Below are 20,672 nucleotides of genomic sequence, written 5' to 3' on the forward strand. Positions count from 1 at the left end.
CTTTAATAATCAATCCAAATACAGAATTACTTTTATGAAAAAATTGCTTTTATTATTATTTGTTTCTATAAATGCTTTTGCTCAAGAGAAGTACGAGGCTTTTGAATTTGAGGGTAAATTTGGTGTTGTAAATACAAATACTTTAGAAGAGTTTGTTATTCCTACATTCGATAGTTATGCACCCGTTTTCGAAGACGATGTTGCTGTTACACAAAAAGCTGAACTGTATCTTTTTGATAAAATGACAGGCGAACAAAAAAAATTCACATCACATTATGATATATTTTACAGTTCATCTAATGAAAAATATTTTTATTTTAAAGAAGATAAAAAAGGAGTAGTTGTACCTACAAAAAAATCGAATCAGACAATCAATTTTGACAAAAATTATCAAAGTATTGAAAGTATTTATGGTAATTTATTAGCGAAAAATAAAGAATCTTATGATGTTTTTTCTAAAGATAATTACGACAAACCTAAATGGGAAAATATTAGAGCTGAAGATATATACAATGATTATTTTTTAAATAAAAAAACTAAAGAAATACAAAAGATTATTATTCTTTACGGAAAAGAAAATGTGTTGGTATATGACGATTCGTTTGATTTAATTAAAGAATATAAAGAAGCTGTAACGAATCAAAAAAAATTATTCGAATTAATTTCTAGCGATTTTGAAGTTCATGACAAAAACTTTATGACAGATGGAAGAGAACGTGATATTAAATCTTGGGAATTTGTAAATGATAATGACTTTACAATAATCACTTTAAAAGAGAAAAATATATCTTTTAAAATAAAAGGTGATTATGTATTGTCAAACTTAAAAATATACTATAGTTACAGAAATGAGAAAGAAATAGAAAATTGGATTTCTTTGATAGATACAACGTCAAAAATGAAAGTTTCTTTTATAATAGATTTTGATAACAATAAAATTTTATTACCTAAAAAATATCAAAAATTACTAAATATAAAAATGTTATAATTTACTTTATGAAAAAAACATTATTATTCTGTTTGTTGTTTGTATCTACTTTTATTTACGCACAAAAAAAATATGCTGTATTTGGAATTGACAATAAATTTGGGGTTGTAAATATTCTAACAGGTGACGAATTTATTAAACCAGAATTCGTGCAAAATAAAATCTTTTTTCGAGATTTTATTTCTTTTGTAACCAATGATGAATTGATTTTGTTTAATAAAATTGACGGAGAAAAATCGATTTACAAAAAGACACAAGATGATAGCTTTTATTTAAGAGATTTGGTTTCTAAAATGGGAGAAAGTTCGTTACGACTTCATATTATAGAAGATAATAAAAGTAAAGTTGTAAATTCTGAGAACGAGAAAATAGTTCTTCCAAAACAATATTTAAAATTAGAAAGTACAAAAGAATTGCTTTTTGGAATTAATGATGATAATACTATCGATGTTTTTAAATATAAAAATTTGAACGAAATAATTTTAACTATAAAAGCATCTAATTTTATTAATGAAAGAATTTATAAAGCAGGCTCGGAAGATTATAAACGTTATTATGTTTTTTATACGGATAATGGCATATTTGTGTATAATGATAATTTTGAATTAGCTAAAAGCTATGATAAGAGTGGGAAAAATAACAACGAAATTTTAAATATTTTAAAAGAAGATTTCGTTACGTCAGAAGTAATAACTCAAGGTATGTATTGGGAAGATTGGTACCTAAAATATTCAAATGAATATACTATTTTTGAATTTGAAGGCATGCCTTATTTTAAATTAAAAGGTGATTTTGATTTGATTACTAACGATTGGCGCTTTATAGAAATTAAAGATAAAAAAACAAATAAGAAATATTTTTTTTATTTCGATGTTGAAAATAGAAGAATATCGCTTCCTAAAAAAGTACAAAATGAATTTGACCTTCAGTTTTTAAATTAAAGAAAACGCTCAACTGTTAAGTTGAGCGTTTCATTTTATAATAAGAAATTAATTAAGCTTCCATGTATGCTTCGATTGGAGCACAAGAACAAACTAAGTTTCTATCTCCGAATGCATCATCAATTCTACGAACAGTTGGCCAGAATTTGTTTTCAGAAACATATTCTAATGGATAAGCTGCTTGTTGACGTGAATAAGGTTGTTCCCAAGTTTCAGCAGTTAACATCGCTAAAGTATGAGGTGCATTTTTTAACACGTTGTTTGTGTCTTCTGCAGTTGCAGCTTCGATTTCTTTACGAATCGAAAGCATTGCATCACAGAAACGATCTAATTCAGCTAAATCTTCAGATTCAGTTGGTTCAATCATTAAAGTTCCAGCAACAGGGAAAGAAACTGTTGGAGCGTGGAATCCGTAGTCCATTAAACGCTTCGCAATGTCAGTAACTTCAATTCCGTTAGCTTTGAACATACGACAATCGATGATCATTTCGTGAGCTGCACGTCCGCGTTCTCCAGAATATAATACTTCGTATCCTTCTTGTAAACGCGCTTTCATATAGTTTGCATTTAAGATAGCAGTTTCTGTAGATTTTCTTAAACCTTCAGCACCTAACATCGAAATGTAACCGTAAGAAATTAAACATACTAAAGCCGATCCGTAAGGTGCAGCAGAAATAGCTGTAATTGCGTTATCTCCTCCAACTTTTACAACTGGATTTGTAGGTAAAAACTCAACTAAATGTTTAGCTACACAAATTGGTCCAACACCTGGTCCACCACCTCCGTGAGGAATTGCAAATGTTTTGTGTAAGTTTAAGTGACAAACGTCAGCTCCAATTGTTGCTGGATTTGTTAATCCAACTTGAGCGTTCATGTTTGCACCATCCATATAAACTTGACCACCATTTTCATGGATTAAGTTTGTGATTTCGATAATTGATGATTCGTAAACACCGTGAGTTGATGGGTAAGTAATCATTACACAAGATAAATTATCTTTATGTAATTCAGCTTTTGCTCTTAAATCTTCAACATCGATATTACCTTCTTCAGTTGTTTTTGTAACTACTACTTTCATACCAGCCATTGCAGCAGAAGCAGGGTTTGTTCCGTGTGCAGATGATGGAATTAAAGCAATGTTACGGTGACCTTCTCCACGAGATTCATGGTAAGCGCGAATCACCATTAATCCTGCGTATTCTCCTTGAGCTCCTGAGTTTGGTTGTAAAGTTGTACCTGCAAAACCAGTGATTACATTTAACTGTTGTTCTAATTTATGTAACATCGTTAAGTAACCTTCTGCCTGAGAAGCTGGTGCAAAAGGGTGCATGTTTGCCCAGTTTGGTAAACTTAAAGGTAACATTTCTGCAGCAGCATTTAATTTCATTGTACAAGATCCTAAAGAAATCATAGAATGATTTAAAGCTAAATCTTTACGCTCTAATTTTTTGATATAACGCATCAATTGAGATTCTGATTGATACGTATTGAAAACCTCATGTTCTAAGAAAGTAGATGTTCTTTCTAAACTTACAGGAACTAAAGCTAAACCAGATAATTCTGTAACTGTTTCAAAAGATTTTCCTGCAACTTCAGCAAAAATAGCAACTACTTGATTAACATCTTTTAAAGAAGTTGTTTCGTTTACTGTAATTGATACGTGATTTGCATCTGCATAGAAGAAGTTGTATCTGTTTTTCTCAGCAATTTCTTTAACTTTAGCAGCTTCAGCTTTGACTAAAATCGTATCGAAATATGCATCGTTTGCTTGCTCGAATCCTAATTTAGCTAATTCAGTTTCGATAGTAACAGCTGTTGCATGAACGTTGTTTGCAATAAAACGTAAACCTTTTGGTCCGTGATAAACGGCGTACATTCCTGCCATAACAGCTAATAAAACTTGAGCCGTACAAATGTTTGAAGTTGCTTTTTCACGTTTGATGTGTTGCTCACGAGTTTGTAAAGCCATACGTAATGCACGGTTTCCGTTTGTGTCTTGAGAAATTCCGATGATACGACCCGGCATTGAACGTTTGTACTCTTCTTTCGTTGCGAAGAAACCAGCGTGTGGTCCACCAAATCCTAATGGAATACCAAAACGTTGTGTCGTTCCTACAACAACATCAGCGCCCATTTCTCCTGGTGATTTTAAACGAACTAATGATAAAATATCTGCTGCAACTGCAACTTTAATATCTTTCGTTTTTGCTGTATTGATAAAATCTCCGTAATCATGAACTTGTCCGTATTTACCTGGATATTGTAACATAACTCCAAAGAATTCTTCTGAGAAGTTAAAAGTTTCGTGATTTCCAACAACTAATTCAACACCGATTGGAGTAGAACGCGTTTGTAAAACAGATAAGGTTTGAGGTAAAACTTCTTCAGAAACGAAGAATTTATTTGCGTTATTTTTCTTTTGATCTCTAGTTCTTACATCAAACAAAAGAGCCATTGCTTCAGCAGCAGCAGTACTTTCGTCTAATAAAGATGCATTCGCGATTTCCATTCCAGTTAATTCAATAACTGTAGTTTGGAAATTTAATAAAGCTTCTAAACGACCTTGAGCGATTTCAGCTTGGTAAGGCGTGTAAGCCGTGTACCATCCTGGGTTTTCAAAAATATTACGTTGAATAACAGCAGGAACAATCGCTTCGTTGTAACCTAAACCGATCATTGATCTGAATACTTTGTTTTTAGCTCCTAATTCAGTAATATGGCTCATGTACTCATATTCTGTCATTGCAGGATCTAATTCTAAATCTTTTTGTAAACGGATTTTATCTGGGAAAGTCTCAAATAATAATTGGTCCATGTCTTTAACACCAACGGTATTAAACATATGTGGCAAATCGGTCGGTCTTGGTCCGATGTGTCTTAAAGCAAATGCATTTGTTTTCATCTACAATAAAAATAATTTTAGTTGTGTAATTCGCAAAATTAAAACTTTTTATTTGGATATATCTAATTATTTATCATTTAATTGAATGTCTTTTTTGAAATATTATAACGATTCAATTTTTTAACTTTTATTATTGTTTTTATTTGGACTTTGTCTAAATAAATGTAATTTTGCCAAAAAAAAATATAATGCAGTTCAAGAGTTTTTTATTCTTTTTTGTTTTCTTAATTAATTTCAGTGCAATGCACGCGCAATTTAAAGTTTATGGTGTTGCTTATGATGGATCTGGTAATAAATTAACATCTGCTGAGGTTTCGATTGTTAATGAAATAGGTTCGAAGTCTGTTTTTAGCGATAATGACGGAAATTATGTCTTTGACAATATTGCAAATGGAAATTATCAACTATTTGTTTCTGTTGGTGCTTATCACGAACAAATTCAAATAGAAGTTAAAAACTCAAATCTGCAAAAGGATATCTATTTATTTTCTTACAATAGTGGTCAGAATTTAGACGATATGCTTATTCATGTTGAATCAATAAAATCTCAATTAGAGAAAGAAGGTTACGCGATGAATGTAATCGAAACAAAAGAAGCAGCGCTACGTAATATACAAACAAATGAACTTTTAGACCGTTCTGTTGGTGTTCGAGTAAGACAAAATGGAGGATTAGGTGCTGCAGTTAATTATAATTTAAACGGAATGTCAGGTAATGCTGTTCGTATTTTTATTAACGGATTGCCGATTTCAACTTACGGCTCTTCATTTGATTTAAATAGTATTCCGCCTGCATTAATCGAACGTATTGAAGTATATAAAGGTGTTGTTCCAATTCATCTGTCGGACGATATTTTAGGTGGAGCTATTAATATCATCTTAAAGAAAAATTTAAGTAACTCAGTAAATGCTTCTGTTTCTTATGGTTCGTTCAATACGTTTCAAACGAATTTAAACGGAATGTTTAGAAATCAAAAAACAGGTTTGACTTTTAAAGCTTCGGGGTTTCATAATTATTCGGATAACGATTATACTATTTGGGGAAAGTTTGCTAGAAATATAGACGCTTTTGGACAATACGAATTTGTAAAAGTTAAACGATTTAACGATAAATATAAATCGACAGGTGGTAGAGTTGAAGTAGGTTTTACAGACGTTAAATGGGCTGATAGTTTTATGTTAGGATTTAATTCGTCAAAAGCTTATAACGAAATTCAGCATGGCCTTTATATGACTATTCCTTATAAAGGAAGATTTACAGAAAGTAATGCGCAAATTTTTAGCTTAGAATACGCAAAGAAAAATCTTTTTACTGACGGATTAGATTTTACTTTAAGCGGAATGATTAGTGATAGAAAACAAGTTGTTAATGATACGGTTTCTGATCGTTATAATTGGTATGGCGATGTTGTAAAAGGTATTTATGGTGAAGTTATTAAAACTGATAAAGGAGCGCAACAAGGTGCACCAACTTTAAATCATATCAATAGAAATATTAAAACATTTAGATCAGGTGTAAGTTATGAATTTATTGAAAATCATGCTTTGATGCTTAATCATCATTTGTATGATATTAACAGAACTGATGAAGATCAATTAAAGCCAATCTCTCAAAGAGTTTACGCGACTGAAAATTTCTTACAAAAAAATATAACTTCATTTGCTTATGATTTTAGAGTTTTTGAAAATAAACTAAAAGGAAATATTTTTACGAAACTCTATTCTCAACGTATCAAGCAAGTAAATCCAACTTCGGTACTTGTTGACGGAAATCCAACAAAAGTTGACAATGTCAAAACAAGTAATTTATCAGAAACGGGTTACGGACTAGCAACTTCTTATTTAATTACGCCTTCAATTGTAATTTTGTTTTCAGCAGAAAAGGCATTGAGATTACCATCTGAGAATGAAATATTTGGTGATCCTTCTGAAAATATGATTTCTAATCTTGGTTTAAAACCAGAGATAAGTAATAATTATAATCTTGGATTTAAATTTGGGTCTTATCGAATCAATAAACATAAATTTTCGATTTCAGGATCAGGTTTTATCAGAGATACCAAAGATAAAATTATAAGAAAAGTTGATAACAGAATTAATGAAGCTTTGCAAACGGCACCTTTTACGAACTTAGGAAAATCTAAAAGTATTGGTTTTGAGGCTGAATTAAGTTATAGTTTTAACGAGAGATTGATTTTTAATGGAAATTTATCTCGTTTCCAGACCTTATCAAATTTAAAATATGACGAAAATGGAAATATTTTCGATAATTATAGAGAACAAGTTCCAAACGAACCCTTTTTCACAGCAAATGCATCTTTACAATATCAGTTAAATGATATTTTTATGAAACAAAGCAAGTTGTTTTTGAATTATAACTTTGGTTTTGTTGAATCATTTTATACCGTTTGGTCTATGCCTAAAGGAATCTCTAATAGAGATGATATTTTAAAAGAATCAGAAACGCCAAAGCAATTTATTCAAGATTTAGGTTTTAGTTATGTATTTCCAAAAAATCAATTTGTAGTAAGTTTTGATGCTAAAAATATTTTCAATAATCAAGCTTACGACAACTTTGCTGTTCAAAAACCAGGAAGAGCTTTTTACTTAAAAATCAATTATACATTTAATAAATAATCAAAATGAAAAACAAATTATTTAAATTCATAACTTTTAGTGTAGTAGCTTCTGCTTTTGTTTTTACAAGTTGTTCTAGTGATGATAGTTCACCAACCGATGAAACAAAACCAATAGAACCTCAAGATCGTTGGATAACAGTTGCTGGTGCTAAAATGGGAACTGATGGAACTCCAGGTGATGGAAATGGTGGTACTGTAGTTTATGCAGTATCTAAAACTCAAGCAAAAGATCCTGAATTTTCGATTTCAGCTTATGATAATGGTTTCGCAGTACATTCGCAAAGAACTGCACGTTTACAATCAACTCAAGATGGTAAAGTTTTATTTAATATACAATATACTGGTGTTGACGGAGGTCAGCTAGATAAATATAATGTTTTAGGAGGAAATGCTTTTGGATTTATAAAAGGTGCAAATGCTTCTCAATATGTTGGGACTTCACCTCGTTGGGCAAAATTATTTGACGGAGATAAAACGGGAATTGCAGTAAATGTAACTACACCAGCTGCTAATAATGCAAATGATACAAGCCTTCCTTTTAAATATTATAGAGGAACAGCAACAGTATTAGCCTTAGATTTGGAAAATACTTCAATTAAAGGTTACAAAACATACGAACTACCGTTAAGTACACAAGAAGAATTAGAAGGACATCATATTTTTAGACTTGATTCTCCTGTTTTAAACAAGGCTGGAAACAAATTGATTATTGGAACTTGGATGAGACAAACCAACCCAACGACTGGACAAAACGGTTTTACAAATGGGCGTTTAGGTACAAAATCAATTGTTGTTGATTATCCTTCATTAGAAAATCCAACAATAATTACTTCTGAAGTTGATAATGGAGATACAAGTGGTTACCGTAGTTTTAACGCATTCGTTGCAGATGACGGAAATATGTATCAGGCAACTCAAAGAGGTACTAAAGGTTCTCATATATTAAAAATTGGACAAAACAATCAATATGATAATTCATATGTATTTAGTTTAGATTCAGCTTTAGGAGTAACTGGAACTTATGTTGATTCTTGGAGATATGCTGGTAATGGAATTGCTTATGTAATGTACACTTACTCGGGTACAGAACAAGGATTTGTTGCTCGTGTTGATTTAAATGCTAAAACAGCTTCACAAGTAAACTTACCTTACGAAGCAGATTTAAATTTTGGACAATATCAAGGATTTGTTGTTGATGGAGACGAAGTTTATATTGCTGTAACACCAGTAGGTAAAGATGGTAATATCTATATTTTAAACAGTAAAACTGGAGCTGTAACTAAAGGAGCAAAATTAATTAATAAACCAGGTAATCATTATATTGGTGTTTTTTAATTTTCAAATGTCTTAATTCTTAATTTTTGTTAATTAATTATATTTTATTTAAATTTGTATTTTAAATATAGTTTTTTATGAAAAAGAGAATATTATTAATTGCAATTTTTGCTGGTATTTTAAGTTTTACATCTTGTAAGTCAAAGAAAAATAACAAAGTACAAGAAGAACCTGAAGTAGTTGAAATTGTTGAGAGCGAAGTTGTTACTGAAGTTGTTAAAACCGAAGAAGGAACAAAATTAATTTTTGCTTCTGATTTACTTTTCGCAACGAACTCTTATACTTTAACTACGCAAGAAGAAGGTGCTTTGAAAGATTTTGTGAAATTGCTTAATAAGAAAAAGAACAGAGACAAGAAAATTAGAATTGACGGATATACAGACAACACTGGAACAGTTCAGTATAACAATGTTTTGTCTGAAAACAGGGCTAATTCTGTTATGAAATATCTTGAAGCAGAAGGTATTGAAACTTCAAGAATGTCAACTAAAGGATTTGGGCAATCTAAACCAGTTGCTGATAATAATACACCTGAAGGAAGACAAAAAAACAGAAGAGTAGAAATAACAATTTTAGATTAAATTTCACTTATTATATTAAAAAAAGGAAAATTTCATGTTGTATTGAAATTTTCCTTTTTTATTTTTAAGTACTAAATTGAAACAAGACCCGAGAAATTGTTTATTATCTTTGATGATTAAATAATGATTTTGAAACAAATAAAATCCATATTTGATTTTTATATAAATTCTAGTTTACACGTTTCACTAGCAACAGCTTCATTGGTTTTAATGACTTATTATTTTAACAGAATGCAGATAAATTTCAATATATTATTATTTGTTTTCTGCGGAACACTTTTAAGTTATAACACTATTAAATACGGAAGCTATATTCTGAAAAATAAAGTTCTAAAAAAAACATTAAAACTAATTGTTGCACTCAGTGTACTCAGTTTTATTTTATGTACTTTTCTTTTTTTTAAATTTAGTTTCGCAGCGCAACTAGCTGTTTTATTTTTTGCATTTCTAAGTGTTTTATATTTAATTCCATTCGGAAAAAAAAGACAAAATTTAAGAAATTTAGCAGGTATTAAAATCTACATTGTGTCTTTTTGTTGGGCTGGAGTTACAACAATGATTCCGTTACTAAATGCTGATTTTCCTTTTGAAAACAACTTCATATTCAAATTTTTACAACGTTTTGTTCTTACCTTAATTCTTATTTTAATTTTTGAAATTAATGATTTAAAATATGATGATGTTCGTTTAAAAACGGTTCCGCAAGCAATTGGAGTTAAAAACACCAAAAAGTTTGTTTATTTTTTATCGATATGTTTTTTTGTTTTAGAATTTTTTAAATCAAATCATTATCAAAATCAGTGGATTGTTAACTTAATACTTATAAACGTAATTTTTATTTTTACCTTTTTTGCAAATGATAGAAGGTCAAAATATTACACATTATTTTGGGTAGAAAGCATTCCTATTTTATGGTATTTGTTAATTTTAATACTTTAATAAATTTACTATGAACAAATTAAATTTTACAATATTATTTTGCCTGATGTTTATTTCTGTTCATCCTCAGAAGATAAAATTAATAGACTTTTCTGATCGATATTCAGGTGAACTGACAATAATTTCTGATTCAAATGATAACCAAGAAGAAAATGCTACTTTGCTCATTTATGATAATAAACTAAAGAAAACGGTTCTAGAAACACATGCTTTTGTATCTGAATATGATTTAGAAGACAAAAAAGTAAAAACCAATGTGTTGGAGTTTCCTTATGGTGAACAAAGTATTTTAATTTATGATGACTTTAATTTTGACGGAATAGATGACATTGCAGTACGTGTCGGATATTATAGTTGTTATGGTGGCCCAGCTTACAATGTGTATTTAGCTCATAAAAACACATTTGATTTTGATGAAGATTTTACAGATTTAGCTCAAAGTTATTGCGGCTTTTTTATTACCGATTCAGAAAAAAAACAAATCTCAACAATGACTAAAAGCGGATGCTGTTGGCATCAATATAATACTTATAAAGTAGAAAATAACAAACCGGTTTTGATAGAAAGTATTGAAGAATCATATGGAACTTTAGGTTTTTTAGTAGATTATACTCATTCGAAATTAGAAAATGGTAAAATGATAACAAAAAAATATCACACTTTACCTTACGATGCTAATGGGCCGATTTTTGAATTGACTTTTAAAAATGGAAAACGAATGGTTTTGTATGAATTTATCGACAATGAATTGTTCTATGGATTTCTAAATTCGGATGGAATAATTGAATTATATCATAATAAAGATTTCGTTTTTAATTCAAACACAAACGAATTAATTTTCAAAAATGGAACGATAACTTACGAGATTTCAGATTCCGGTATCAATGTGATTATGCCGACAAAGACTGTAAAATTGAATGCTATCGATAAACCTAAAAATAAATTAAACGCCAATTTATTTGATAATATGAGAAATGTTTCAAAATAATTTTCTGTTTATTTTTTGGAATGATTTCTCTTTAAATAAAAATCCGTAATTTTATATTTCTTAAATTTTTAGATATGAAAAAGATTGTTTTAGCCTTATCATTGATTTCTGTTTTGTCAAGTTGTACATCGACTTCAAACACGACAAGTTCTAATACTATCGTAAACGCAATAAATGTTGCGAATACCGTTGCAGAAATTAGCAACTTGTTAAATACGATGAATTTAACTCCTTCGCAAGCTTCTGTAATTGGTACAACATTAAGTAATTACGTTGCACAATACAACAGTTTAGCAGGTTTAAACACTGGTAGTCAGGAATATAAGACACAATTAAAGAAATACAAATCAAACGCAATGTCTAGTATTTCTTCTTCTATGAGCGGAAATGAATATAGCCAATTTACAAACGCATTAATTACAATTGCAAATTCAGCAAATACAAATTTATCAAACGCAACTATTAACGTTTTATCTAGTTTAGTAAATTAAACTTAATTTATATTGAAAAAAGACTTCAAAGATGAAGTCTTTTTTTTATGCGTTTTTTTCAAGGATTTGAATTTTATTTTCAATTTCATAAGCTTTTTTAATTTGCGATTTTATTAAAAAGCTACCATATTCTTTTTGATGTTTTTCAATAGTTCGATTCAAATGAGCTGTGAATAAAACACTATATTCAGATTTAGAATATTTTTCTAAAAGTTGATAACATAATTTGATTTCAGAACAGTTTTCTTCAGTTATCTCTGTTTTATGAAGTGACAAAAAAAGCTGATTCAAATAATCTGTTTTTTCTTGTTCTAATAAGTTTATTTTTTCTTGATATTCTAGAACCGTTCTTTCTTCATTAATTTCTTCCCACGTTGCTTTCTGAATCGCAAAATCAGCAATCTTCATGTCTATTTGTAAAATGTTTAACTGATGTCTATAATAATTTTTCATATCTCTATTTCTTTGATGCAAATTTGAAAATCAGATAAGTCAAAACTTGTCGTTTTTGAAAAACTTTTAAAATGTTTATTTTTGATAAAAAGAAATTATGGATTTATTTTCAAACCAACCTACCGAACAAAATTTATTACCTTACAATGGCGAAGTTTTTTATCACGGTATTCTATTAGATACATTAGAATCAGAAAAATTCTATAATGATTTAATGGAAAAAATAGAATGGTATCATGACAGGGCTTTGGTAAATGGTCAAGAAATTGAAACCAAACGCAAAGTAGCTTGGTACGGATCTCGCGAATTTTCATACACCTATTCAGGAGTAACTCGAATTGCTGAACCTTGGATTGAAGAACTTTTAGCTTTAAAACAATTAATTGAATTATATACCGATGCGATGTATAATTCCTGTTTGTTGAATTTGTATCACAATGGAGAAGAAGGGATGGGTTGGCACAGCGATGGAGAAAAAGATTTAATCGAGAACGGTTCTATTGCTTGTTTGAGTTTAGGAGCAACCCGAAAATTTGTTTTCAAACACAAACAAACTTCAGAAAAGCGAGAGTTCGATTTACTAAATGGTTCTTTAATCGAAATGAAAGGCGAAACTCAAAAACATTGGTTACATCAAATTGCAACTACAAAAAAAATAACATCTCCTCGAATCAGTCTAACTTTCAGACAAATGAAGAAATAACTATCCTACTTCTAGTTGTTTTTATTTAGACTACGTCTTAATAATATTTATTTGTCTTATATTTTTAAAATTTATCACTGAATTTTCATCTCTTTTTTTAAGATAATTTTGTAGATTTTTTTTCAACATAGTTCAAAGTTTGTTTGATGTTCAATATTGAACACTTTATATTGTTTTAATAATAAAAATCAAGTTGTCTTATTTTTATTTAATCTAAATAAAGATATTTGTATTTGGAAATTATTGATTTCCATTAGAAAAAATGTTTAATTAAATTTTATAAAAATGATTAAAAATCGACTTTTAAACAATGAAAATTGTACAAGTATGTTGAGAAAATGGTTAGTACTTACACTCATCTTTTTTACTTCAATTTACTTTGCACATGCAAATCAACATTTTGATTTATTTAATTCTTCAAAGAAAATTTCATATTCAACAAAACTTAATTCGAATTGTGTTGAACCAACTGCACAACCAACCAATTTAGTTTTAACAAAATCTGGAATTATAATTAATGGGACATTTACTGTTTCAAATCCAACTGCAGATAAATATTTGATTTTAAGAAATATCGAAGGACAAACTCCAAATGTTCCAGTAAACGGAAATGTATATGCAGTTGGTCAGAACAATGCATTAAACGCATATGTGGTTTCTTATGGTTCAAGTACAACTTTTCAAACTCATTACAATCAAGGCGTGAGAGGTAATAATGCATATACATTTACTATTTACGCTGTAAATTCTGAATGTACTGGAGGTCCAATTTATTTAGTAACAAACCCATTAGTTGATTCAATTACAAACTGCCCTATCACATTAAACAGTATAACAGCAAGTGCAGCGACATCGAATTCATTTACACTGAGTTGGCCAATTGGAGAAAATGGAAATGCATTACCAATGAATAGAATTCTTGAAGTCGCTACAGATTTGAACTTTACTAATATGGTTTCCAATTCTCCATTCACGCTTGGAACTGAAGATATTTCTTTAAATATTACAGGACTTAATCCAAATACAAAATATTATTTTAGAGGAAAAAATGCAACTACAATTTGTGAAAGTGATTATGCTACAGTAGGAAATATTTTTACTACATGTCTTCCAGCTGGTACTTTTTACGAAACATTTGATCAAGTTACGGGTAATGTTTTGCCAAACTGTTGGTCAAAAATTACGGTTGGCGATAGTTCTTCTGTTCCGACTGTAAATGTAACATCAACGTATGCAAATTCTGCACCCAACGGTGTTACTTTCTACGGAAATGGCGCAGATATGACAAACTTAAATAACAAAGCAATATTGGTAAGTCCAGAGCTTTCTAATGTTGGTCAAGGAACACATAGATTAAGATTCAGTGCTAAAATGTCAAGTTCTGGGGGAACTTATGATTTACAAGTTGTAGCATTGTCATCTAATACTGCTGATACAGAAATTGAACTTATCGGAACAATTACATCATCTGAACTTACGCCAAGTTATCAAGAATTTTCTGTAAACTTTAACAATTATTCAGGAAATGCAAATTATATCGGAATCAGAAGAATAAACGGAAGTTCTTATTCTTATTTATGTGTAGATGATTTGATTTGGGAACCAATACCAACTTGTCCTGAATTACAAAGTGCTGCCGCATCAAATCCTACAATTGATGGAGCTACAGTTTCTTGGATAGATTCTATGGGAACGCCAACAAATGGATATGAATATTTTATTTCTTTAACCAACAATATGCCTTCAGAAAATGAGATTTTCGAAACTACAACAAATTCGACAATACAAGTAAGTGGTTTATCAAACGGAACCTATTATGTTTTTGTAAGAAGAGCATGTTCAAACGATGATAAAAGTCCATGGAAACAAACTACATTCTCAACCATTCCAACGGCTCCTGTCCCATGGTTAGAAGAGTTTGGAAATACAACTCCTTCGGGATGGACAATTTCAGGTTGGAGTTTAGGAACTGCTTCTGGTTATCCAGGTAATCCAGGAATGAATTTACATAAAAACTTATATGGTTCTGGATCTTCTTCTTCAGGAACTTTCACAACTATTCCAGTTGGACCTTTGAATACAAATAACTATGAATTGTCATTCGATTACAGACAAGGAAGTTACAATTCTCCTTATGCGCCATTAACAACTTGGGGGAATTTTACAATTGAAATCTCAACTGATTTTGGACAAACTTGGTCTCAAATCGGAATTGTAGAAGATGAGCAAGGAGAAGAAAACGGTACATATATTCATAAAATTTTCTCTTTACAAGGTTATCAATCTGAATATGTAAAAATTAGAATTTCAGCAACACGTACCGCAGGAGATTATTACTTATCTTTTGATAATTTTCAAATTAAACAACCAGTTGTACCAATCGAAAATGTAATTGTAACAACTGAGAATAATATAAATCCAGAAATTTTATCACAAAATGGTACTTTACAATTACTTGCTGCTGTAAATCCAATCAGCCAAAATCAAGAAGTAACTTGGTCTATTGTTTCTGGTGAAGAGTTTGCAACCATAAATCAAAATGGAGTTGTAACTGCTGTTGCAAATGGCGTTGTATTAGTTCGTGCTACTTCGGTTGCTGATCTAACTAAGTTTGATGAAATATCTGTAACAATTGAATTCGAAGAAGATCAAACAGAATATTGTATTCCAACATTTTTCTATCCGTCTTCTGCAGATGAAATTGTAGTTAATAATATTTCTTTGTCAGGTGAAACACTTACATGGAATGTTAATCCAGTATTATATAACGAAGCTGGTTATGCAGATTATACAAATTCAGAATCTGTAGATCTTTTAGCTGGAAACCAATATGTTTTAAATTTTCATTCGAACTGGCAAGATCCAAATTATGTAAATGTTCGTGCATGGGTTGATTACAACAACAATTTCGTGTTTGACAATGAAGAAGAAATTGGTTATTATAACACAGGAATTACATCAACTGGAGATGGCAGTTTTGAATTTACAGTTCCTCAGAATACTACACCAGGATTGTATCGTCTACGTGTAATGTTACAATTCCCTAACTCTGCTCCCGATAACCTTCATGCTTGTGGAACAATTAATTCATACGGAATCGCAATAGATTATAATTTACAAGTAATCGAAAGTAACATCATACAAGATGATTATTGCGAAGTTACTGTTGAGTATGGTGTAGAACCAATCACTTTGGTTAATTTTTCAGACTTGAATAATTCAACTTCTGCTAATGTTGATGGAACTCCAGCCTACGAAAACTTTACTTCAATGGTTGCAAATGTAGTAAAAGAAACAAGCTATAACTTAACGGTTAAAGGAAATACAAATGGAAACTTTGAACATGATATTAGAGTGTTTATTGATTGGAATCATGATTTCACTTTTGATATGGAAACAGAGTATTATACGGCATCACTATTACCATCAACAGGTACAGATGAAGTAAATGTGATAATTCCAATTCTTATTCCAGCAGATGCATTCGTAGGAAATACAAGAATGCGTATTATCAAAGATCAATGGAATATTTACGAAGCTGGTGAATTTAACGCTTGTACTGACGCGTATTATGGTCAAATTGAAGATTATACGATTCAGATTCAAGATGCAACAGCTAGTGTAAAACCATTTGATAAAACAGCTATCAGTATTTATCCAAATCCTTCAACAGGAATATTTAATATTTCTACAGAAATTTTATTGGATCGTATTGAAGTTTATAATGTTGCTGGACAACAAATTTTGACATCTAAAGCAAAAGAAGTTGATTTAACAGAAGTTTCTTCTGGAGTTTATTTGTTGAAAATTTTTGCAACTAACGGCACACAAAATGTTTATAAGGTCATAAAAAAATAATTTTCATTTCTTTTCACTTTAGTTAAAGGCACTTCATTTTTTTGAAGTGTCTTTTTTTTATACCTAAATTTTAAATAGCAATTGTTTTAGAATAATATTTGCTTTTTTTCTAGATTCTAGGTACTTTTATATAACCAAAAACTTATTAAAATGACAATATTAGAACAATTGCAAGAATTTGATAATTTTAGCCTAACAAATTGGAATAAAAAATCAAATTCTTTCAAGCAAAATTTCATGGACGAAATTGTTGATTTCGCAAATGATAATGAAGCTGAATTTAAAACTTATGTAAATAATTTAGAACCTGATGATTCTTCTGTTTTAGAAATTATTTATGAATCGCTATCAAAATATTCCGATTTACATTTCGACTTTTTAAGACAAGAAATGGACCGTTTATTTAATTTATTGATTAAAGAAAAAGTTGATGAAGACGATTTAGATGTTATTGATGGAATTTGTATTGAAAGATTTTATTTATATGATTATGAAAATTTCAAACTAATTATCGACAATTTAATTTCAAAATTATCTCCAGATAATACGAATGATATGAATACTTTTATTATTGAAACAATAGAAGATTACATGATATTTGTTACCGAAGAAAATCAAAAAACAGACATCGAAAAATGGAAAAAAGACTTATATCAACTTTATGAACGACTTGAGAGAAATGATGAAAAAAAATTGATTAAAGAAATTTTTAATGAATACAAAGAAAACCCTGTTTCAAAGTTTTCTAAAATTATTTTAATGTGTGTCCTGTTGGGATATTCCATTTTTTTAATATCCAATTTTAAAGAATCTTTAGATTTAAGTTTATTCAATACCAAACGATTCATACTACTTTATTTAGGCAGTGGTTTTGTACTTTCAACTATTTTTGATTTTACTTTTAGAATAATAAAAAACATGTTACTTCGTTTAATAATTTCAATTTTAATATTGGGACCAATTGGTTTAAATATCATCTTTTATTTTATTAATAATGAAAAGCTTCTTTTTCTGAAAGAATGGTTATTTGTTACTTTTTAATTTTCAAAAAGATGTTTTTTTAAATTTTCAAATTATAAATCATAACTGTACTTTTTAACTCATGTAAATTAGAAATATCTTACAGTTTTTGTATTTTTGATTTTCAGATAAAAAACAACAAAATGTTACAATTAACAAATACATTAAATACAGATGCAGTTGTTTACGTTGTAAACGAGCAAACAAGTATCGATTCACAATTTCCACAATATATACAAGAAACTTTCGAAGCATTTAAAACTTCAGATGCTAAAGAAGATTTTATTAAAGTTGGAAACAAAAATTATTTCTTCGTAAAAGAAAAACAAGATTTAGAAAAAATGCGCGTTGCCGGATTTGCCATTCGTCAAAAATTAGATAAAAAAGCAACGGCGATTACCATTGTTGGAAATGACGAAACTACCTTAGCATTAGCAGAAGGATTGACTTTGTCAAACTACCAATTCTTAAAATATTTTAAAGATGCAGATGAGCGCGAATATCAGTTAGAAAACATCTTTATTTTAGGAAATGTTGCTCAAGCTTCAATCACCGAAATGAATAACACAATTCAAGCTGTTTTTTGGGCACGAGATATGGTAAACGAACCATCTTCTTATTTATCAGCAAATCAACTAGCAAAAGAAATTCAAGAAATTGGAGACGAAGCAGGTTTTTCAGTTGAAGTTTTAGGCAAGTCAGAAATCCAAAAATTAAAAATGGGTGGATTGTTAGCTGTAAACATGGGTTCGATTGAGCCACCAACATTTACCATTTTAGAACACAAACCATCAAATCCAATCAACGAAAAACCAATTGTTTTAGTTGGTAAAGGAGTTGTTTACGATACTGGAGGTTTGTCTTTAAAACCAACTGCTGGTTCAATGGATTTAATGAAATCTGATATGGGTGGGGCAGCCATGATGGCAGGAACTATTTATGCAGCAGCTTTAAATAAATCTAACGTTCATATTATTGGATTAATTCCAGCAACAGATAACCGTCCAGGACAAAATGCGTATGCACCAGGTGATGTTATTACCATGATGGACGGTACTACCGTTGAGGTTTTAAATACTGATGCCGAAGGTCGTATGATTTTAGCCGATGCTATTTCGTATGCAGATCGTTTCAATCCAGAATTAATCATCAATGCAGCTACTTTAACTGGAGCAGCTTTAGTTGCCGCAGGTTCTCGCGCCGCTTGTTTAATGAGCAATGCCGACGAATCGATTAATAAACAAATTCTAGATGCTGGAACAAAAGTGTACGAGCGTATGGTTCAGTTGCCTTTGTGGGACGATTATAAAGAGCAAATTAAATCGTCTATTGCCGACTTAAAAAATATTGGTGGACGTTTTGCTGGAACCATCACAGCGGGTAAATTCTTAGAACATTTCGCAAAACAACCGTTTGTGCATATTGATATTGCTGGTCCAGCTTTCACAGAAGCTCCAGAAAATTACAAAGGTCACGGTGGTACAGGAACAGGAATTCGTACTTTATCAGAATTTTTCGCAAACTATAAAAAATAAAAATCAAATCCGTTAGCTTCTCAGTTAGCGGATTTTTTTTATGATGTTGCGCTCACTTTTGGCTATTCGCCAACGCTCGCGCCGGGCTTTCCGCTAAATCTTTTTCTTCGCTTCGCTACAAAAAAGGATACCGCTGCAATCCCTAACACAAATAATAAAGGTTTTTATTAATTTATTTGTTTATTTATTTATATTTGAGTAATTAAACTAAAAAATTATGAAAAAAAATAACCTTCTATTATTTTTTGCTATTTCTGGTTTTTTTTTCTCTTGTTCAAGTGATGACAATTCGTATCAAGTGAAATTCAACGAAGCAGAATTTACGCAACAGCGCGAATTATGGAAAGAAAATAATCTGTCCAATTATTCGTATCAATACGATTATTTTGCATCAAGTGGACCTTTTGAAATAAATGTTCTTGTTGAGAATGGGATTGCAATAGGAGATTCAGATTATGCTGATGCTAAAACAATTGATGAAGTTTTTAATAAAATCCAATCAGATTATCAAGATGCTTTAAATCAAGATAAAAATGGAATAAAGGGAGTCCAAATTACTGTGTCGTATAATAAAGAATTTCATTATCCAGAAAAAATTTATTACTCAACTTCATACAAAGGTGATAGTCCTTTAGGTGGCGCATATTATGAATTAGAAATAAAAAATTTTACACCAAACAATTAATTTTGAAAATTAAATGCATTTTAATAAACAAAAAAATGAAGCTTTAGAGCTTCATTTTTTAGGATTATTTTTTCTTGAAAATGTATTTATCTTTTAATGGACCATCAATAACTTTTCCGTCTTGGTCTAAGAATACCAATTGATTTTCTTCAACTTTAAGTTTCATATCCACTATTTTTCCTTTTAGGTGAGCGATGGTTCCATCGTGCCACATAATTGTACCTTTGTCCTCAATCGTTTCTTTCTTACCTAAATACGTTTGTTTAATTACAAAAGTATTGTCATCATTTAAAGCTAATTCTGTCTGAATTCCTTCGCAATCAGCACAAGGTAAAGTACCAGCGTAAATTCCAGCCCAATCCAATGCAGTTTGTGCAGTGCTTCCATCAGGTTTTTCTTCTGTTGGTTTAGGAGTTTCCGTTTGCTCAGTTGTAGCAGGTTGGTTTAACGAATCGTTTGTAGATGTATTAGCATCCGCTTTTTTATCACAAGATGCAAATCCTACAGCAATTACAGCTGCAGCTAAAATCATTTTTTTCATTTCTATTCAATTTTATATTTGTATAAAGGTATTAAAAAAATGAAAAAAAGAAGTTTTTTTTAACCAATTTATAC

At 30.1% G+C, this 20,672-nt stretch carries 16 protein-coding genes; 13 read left to right on the forward strand and 3 right to left on the reverse strand.

Features of this window, described 5'->3' with window-relative positions; translation table 11 throughout:
* Positions 1-34: 34 nt before the first annotated feature.
* Both HW119_RS03125 and HW119_RS03130 read left to right on the forward strand, forming a co-directional pair.
* The gene (locus HW119_RS03125) at positions 35-988 is read left to right on the forward strand and encodes a hypothetical protein (protein WP_177761207.1); all 954 of its coding nucleotides are present in this window, start codon (positions 35-37) and stop codon (positions 986-988) included.
* 8 nt (positions 989-996) lie between these two features.
* Complete coding sequence (locus tag HW119_RS03130) at positions 997-1,929, forward strand: hypothetical protein (protein ID WP_177761208.1); 933 nt, start codon at positions 997-999, stop codon at positions 1,927-1,929.
* A gap of 52 nt (positions 1,930-1,981) precedes the next feature.
* Here the strand turns inward: HW119_RS03130 and gcvP are convergent, their stop codons facing one another.
* Positions 1,982-4,831 (reverse strand): aminomethyl-transferring glycine dehydrogenase, encoded by a 2,850-nt coding sequence (gene gcvP, locus HW119_RS03135; protein ID WP_177761209.1) that lies wholly within the window; start codon positions 4,829-4,831, stop codon positions 1,982-1,984.
* A gap of 188 nt (positions 4,832-5,019) precedes the next feature.
* Between gcvP and HW119_RS03140 the strand changes: the two genes are divergently transcribed.
* From HW119_RS03140 to HW119_RS03165, 6 genes are all read left to right on the forward strand, one after another.
* On the forward strand, positions 5,020-7,467 hold the full coding sequence (locus HW119_RS03140; protein ID WP_177761210.1) for a TonB-dependent receptor: 2,448 nt from the start codon (positions 5,020-5,022) through the stop codon (positions 7,465-7,467).
* Positions 7,468-7,472: 5 nt separating this feature from the next.
* Positions 7,473-8,804 carry a hypothetical protein gene (locus tag HW119_RS03145; RefSeq protein ID WP_177761211.1) on the forward strand — a complete coding sequence of 444 codons (1,332 nt, stop codon included), beginning with the start codon at positions 7,473-7,475 and terminating at the stop codon, positions 8,802-8,804.
* Between the two features lie 77 nt (positions 8,805-8,881).
* Entirely contained in the window at positions 8,882-9,385 is a 504-nt protein-coding gene (locus tag HW119_RS03150; RefSeq protein ID WP_177761212.1) for an OmpA family protein, read from the forward strand.
* Between the two features lie 129 nt (positions 9,386-9,514).
* The gene (locus HW119_RS03155) at positions 9,515-10,324 is read left to right on the forward strand and encodes a hypothetical protein (protein ID WP_177761213.1); all 810 of its coding nucleotides are present in this window, start codon (positions 9,515-9,517) and stop codon (positions 10,322-10,324) included.
* A gap of 10 nt (positions 10,325-10,334) precedes the next feature.
* Positions 10,335-11,312 (forward strand): XAC2610-related protein, encoded by a 978-nt coding sequence (locus tag HW119_RS03160; protein ID WP_177761214.1) that lies wholly within the window; start codon positions 10,335-10,337, stop codon positions 11,310-11,312.
* Between the two features lie 74 nt (positions 11,313-11,386).
* Positions 11,387-11,803: a hypothetical protein gene (locus HW119_RS03165; RefSeq protein WP_177761215.1), complete on the forward strand. Its 417-nt coding sequence runs from the start codon at positions 11,387-11,389 to the stop codon at positions 11,801-11,803.
* 45 nt (positions 11,804-11,848) lie between these two features.
* Here the strand turns inward: HW119_RS03165 and HW119_RS03170 are convergent, their stop codons facing one another.
* Complete coding sequence (locus HW119_RS03170; protein ID WP_177761216.1) at positions 11,849-12,256, reverse strand: hypothetical protein; 408 nt, start codon at positions 12,254-12,256, stop codon at positions 11,849-11,851.
* Between the two features lie 97 nt (positions 12,257-12,353).
* On the opposite strand from HW119_RS03170, the gene HW119_RS03175 reads away from it, so the two are divergent.
* From HW119_RS03175 to HW119_RS03195, 5 genes are all read left to right on the forward strand, one after another.
* Positions 12,354-12,959 (forward strand): alpha-ketoglutarate-dependent dioxygenase AlkB family protein, encoded by a 606-nt coding sequence (locus HW119_RS03175; RefSeq protein ID WP_177761217.1) that lies wholly within the window; start codon positions 12,354-12,356, stop codon positions 12,957-12,959.
* Positions 12,960-13,244: 285 nt separating this feature from the next.
* The gene (locus HW119_RS03180; protein WP_177761218.1) at positions 13,245-16,817 is read left to right on the forward strand and encodes a GEVED domain-containing protein; all 3,573 of its coding nucleotides are present in this window, start codon (positions 13,245-13,247) and stop codon (positions 16,815-16,817) included.
* 150 nt (positions 16,818-16,967) lie between these two features.
* Positions 16,968-17,858 (forward strand): hypothetical protein, encoded by an 891-nt coding sequence (locus tag HW119_RS03185; protein ID WP_177761219.1) that lies wholly within the window; start codon positions 16,968-16,970, stop codon positions 17,856-17,858.
* A gap of 122 nt (positions 17,859-17,980) precedes the next feature.
* The gene (locus HW119_RS03190) at positions 17,981-19,372 is read left to right on the forward strand and encodes a leucyl aminopeptidase family protein (protein WP_177761220.1); all 1,392 of its coding nucleotides are present in this window, start codon (positions 17,981-17,983) and stop codon (positions 19,370-19,372) included.
* A 217-nt stretch (positions 19,373-19,589) separates the two neighbouring features.
* Entirely contained in the window at positions 19,590-20,057 is a 468-nt protein-coding gene (locus HW119_RS03195) for a DUF6174 domain-containing protein (RefSeq protein WP_177761221.1), read from the forward strand.
* A 64-nt stretch (positions 20,058-20,121) separates the two neighbouring features.
* Here HW119_RS03195 and HW119_RS03200 read toward each other — a convergent pair whose 3' ends face one another.
* Positions 20,122-20,598, reverse strand: a complete 477-nt coding sequence (locus HW119_RS03200) for a copper resistance protein NlpE (RefSeq protein ID WP_177761222.1) — start codon at positions 20,596-20,598, stop codon at positions 20,122-20,124.
* Between the last annotated feature and the right edge of the window lie 74 nt (positions 20,599-20,672).

The organism is Flavobacterium sp. I3-2 (assembly GCF_013389595.1).
In the GTDB taxonomy this organism is placed as follows: Bacteria; Bacteroidota; Bacteroidia; order Flavobacteriales; family Flavobacteriaceae; genus Flavobacterium.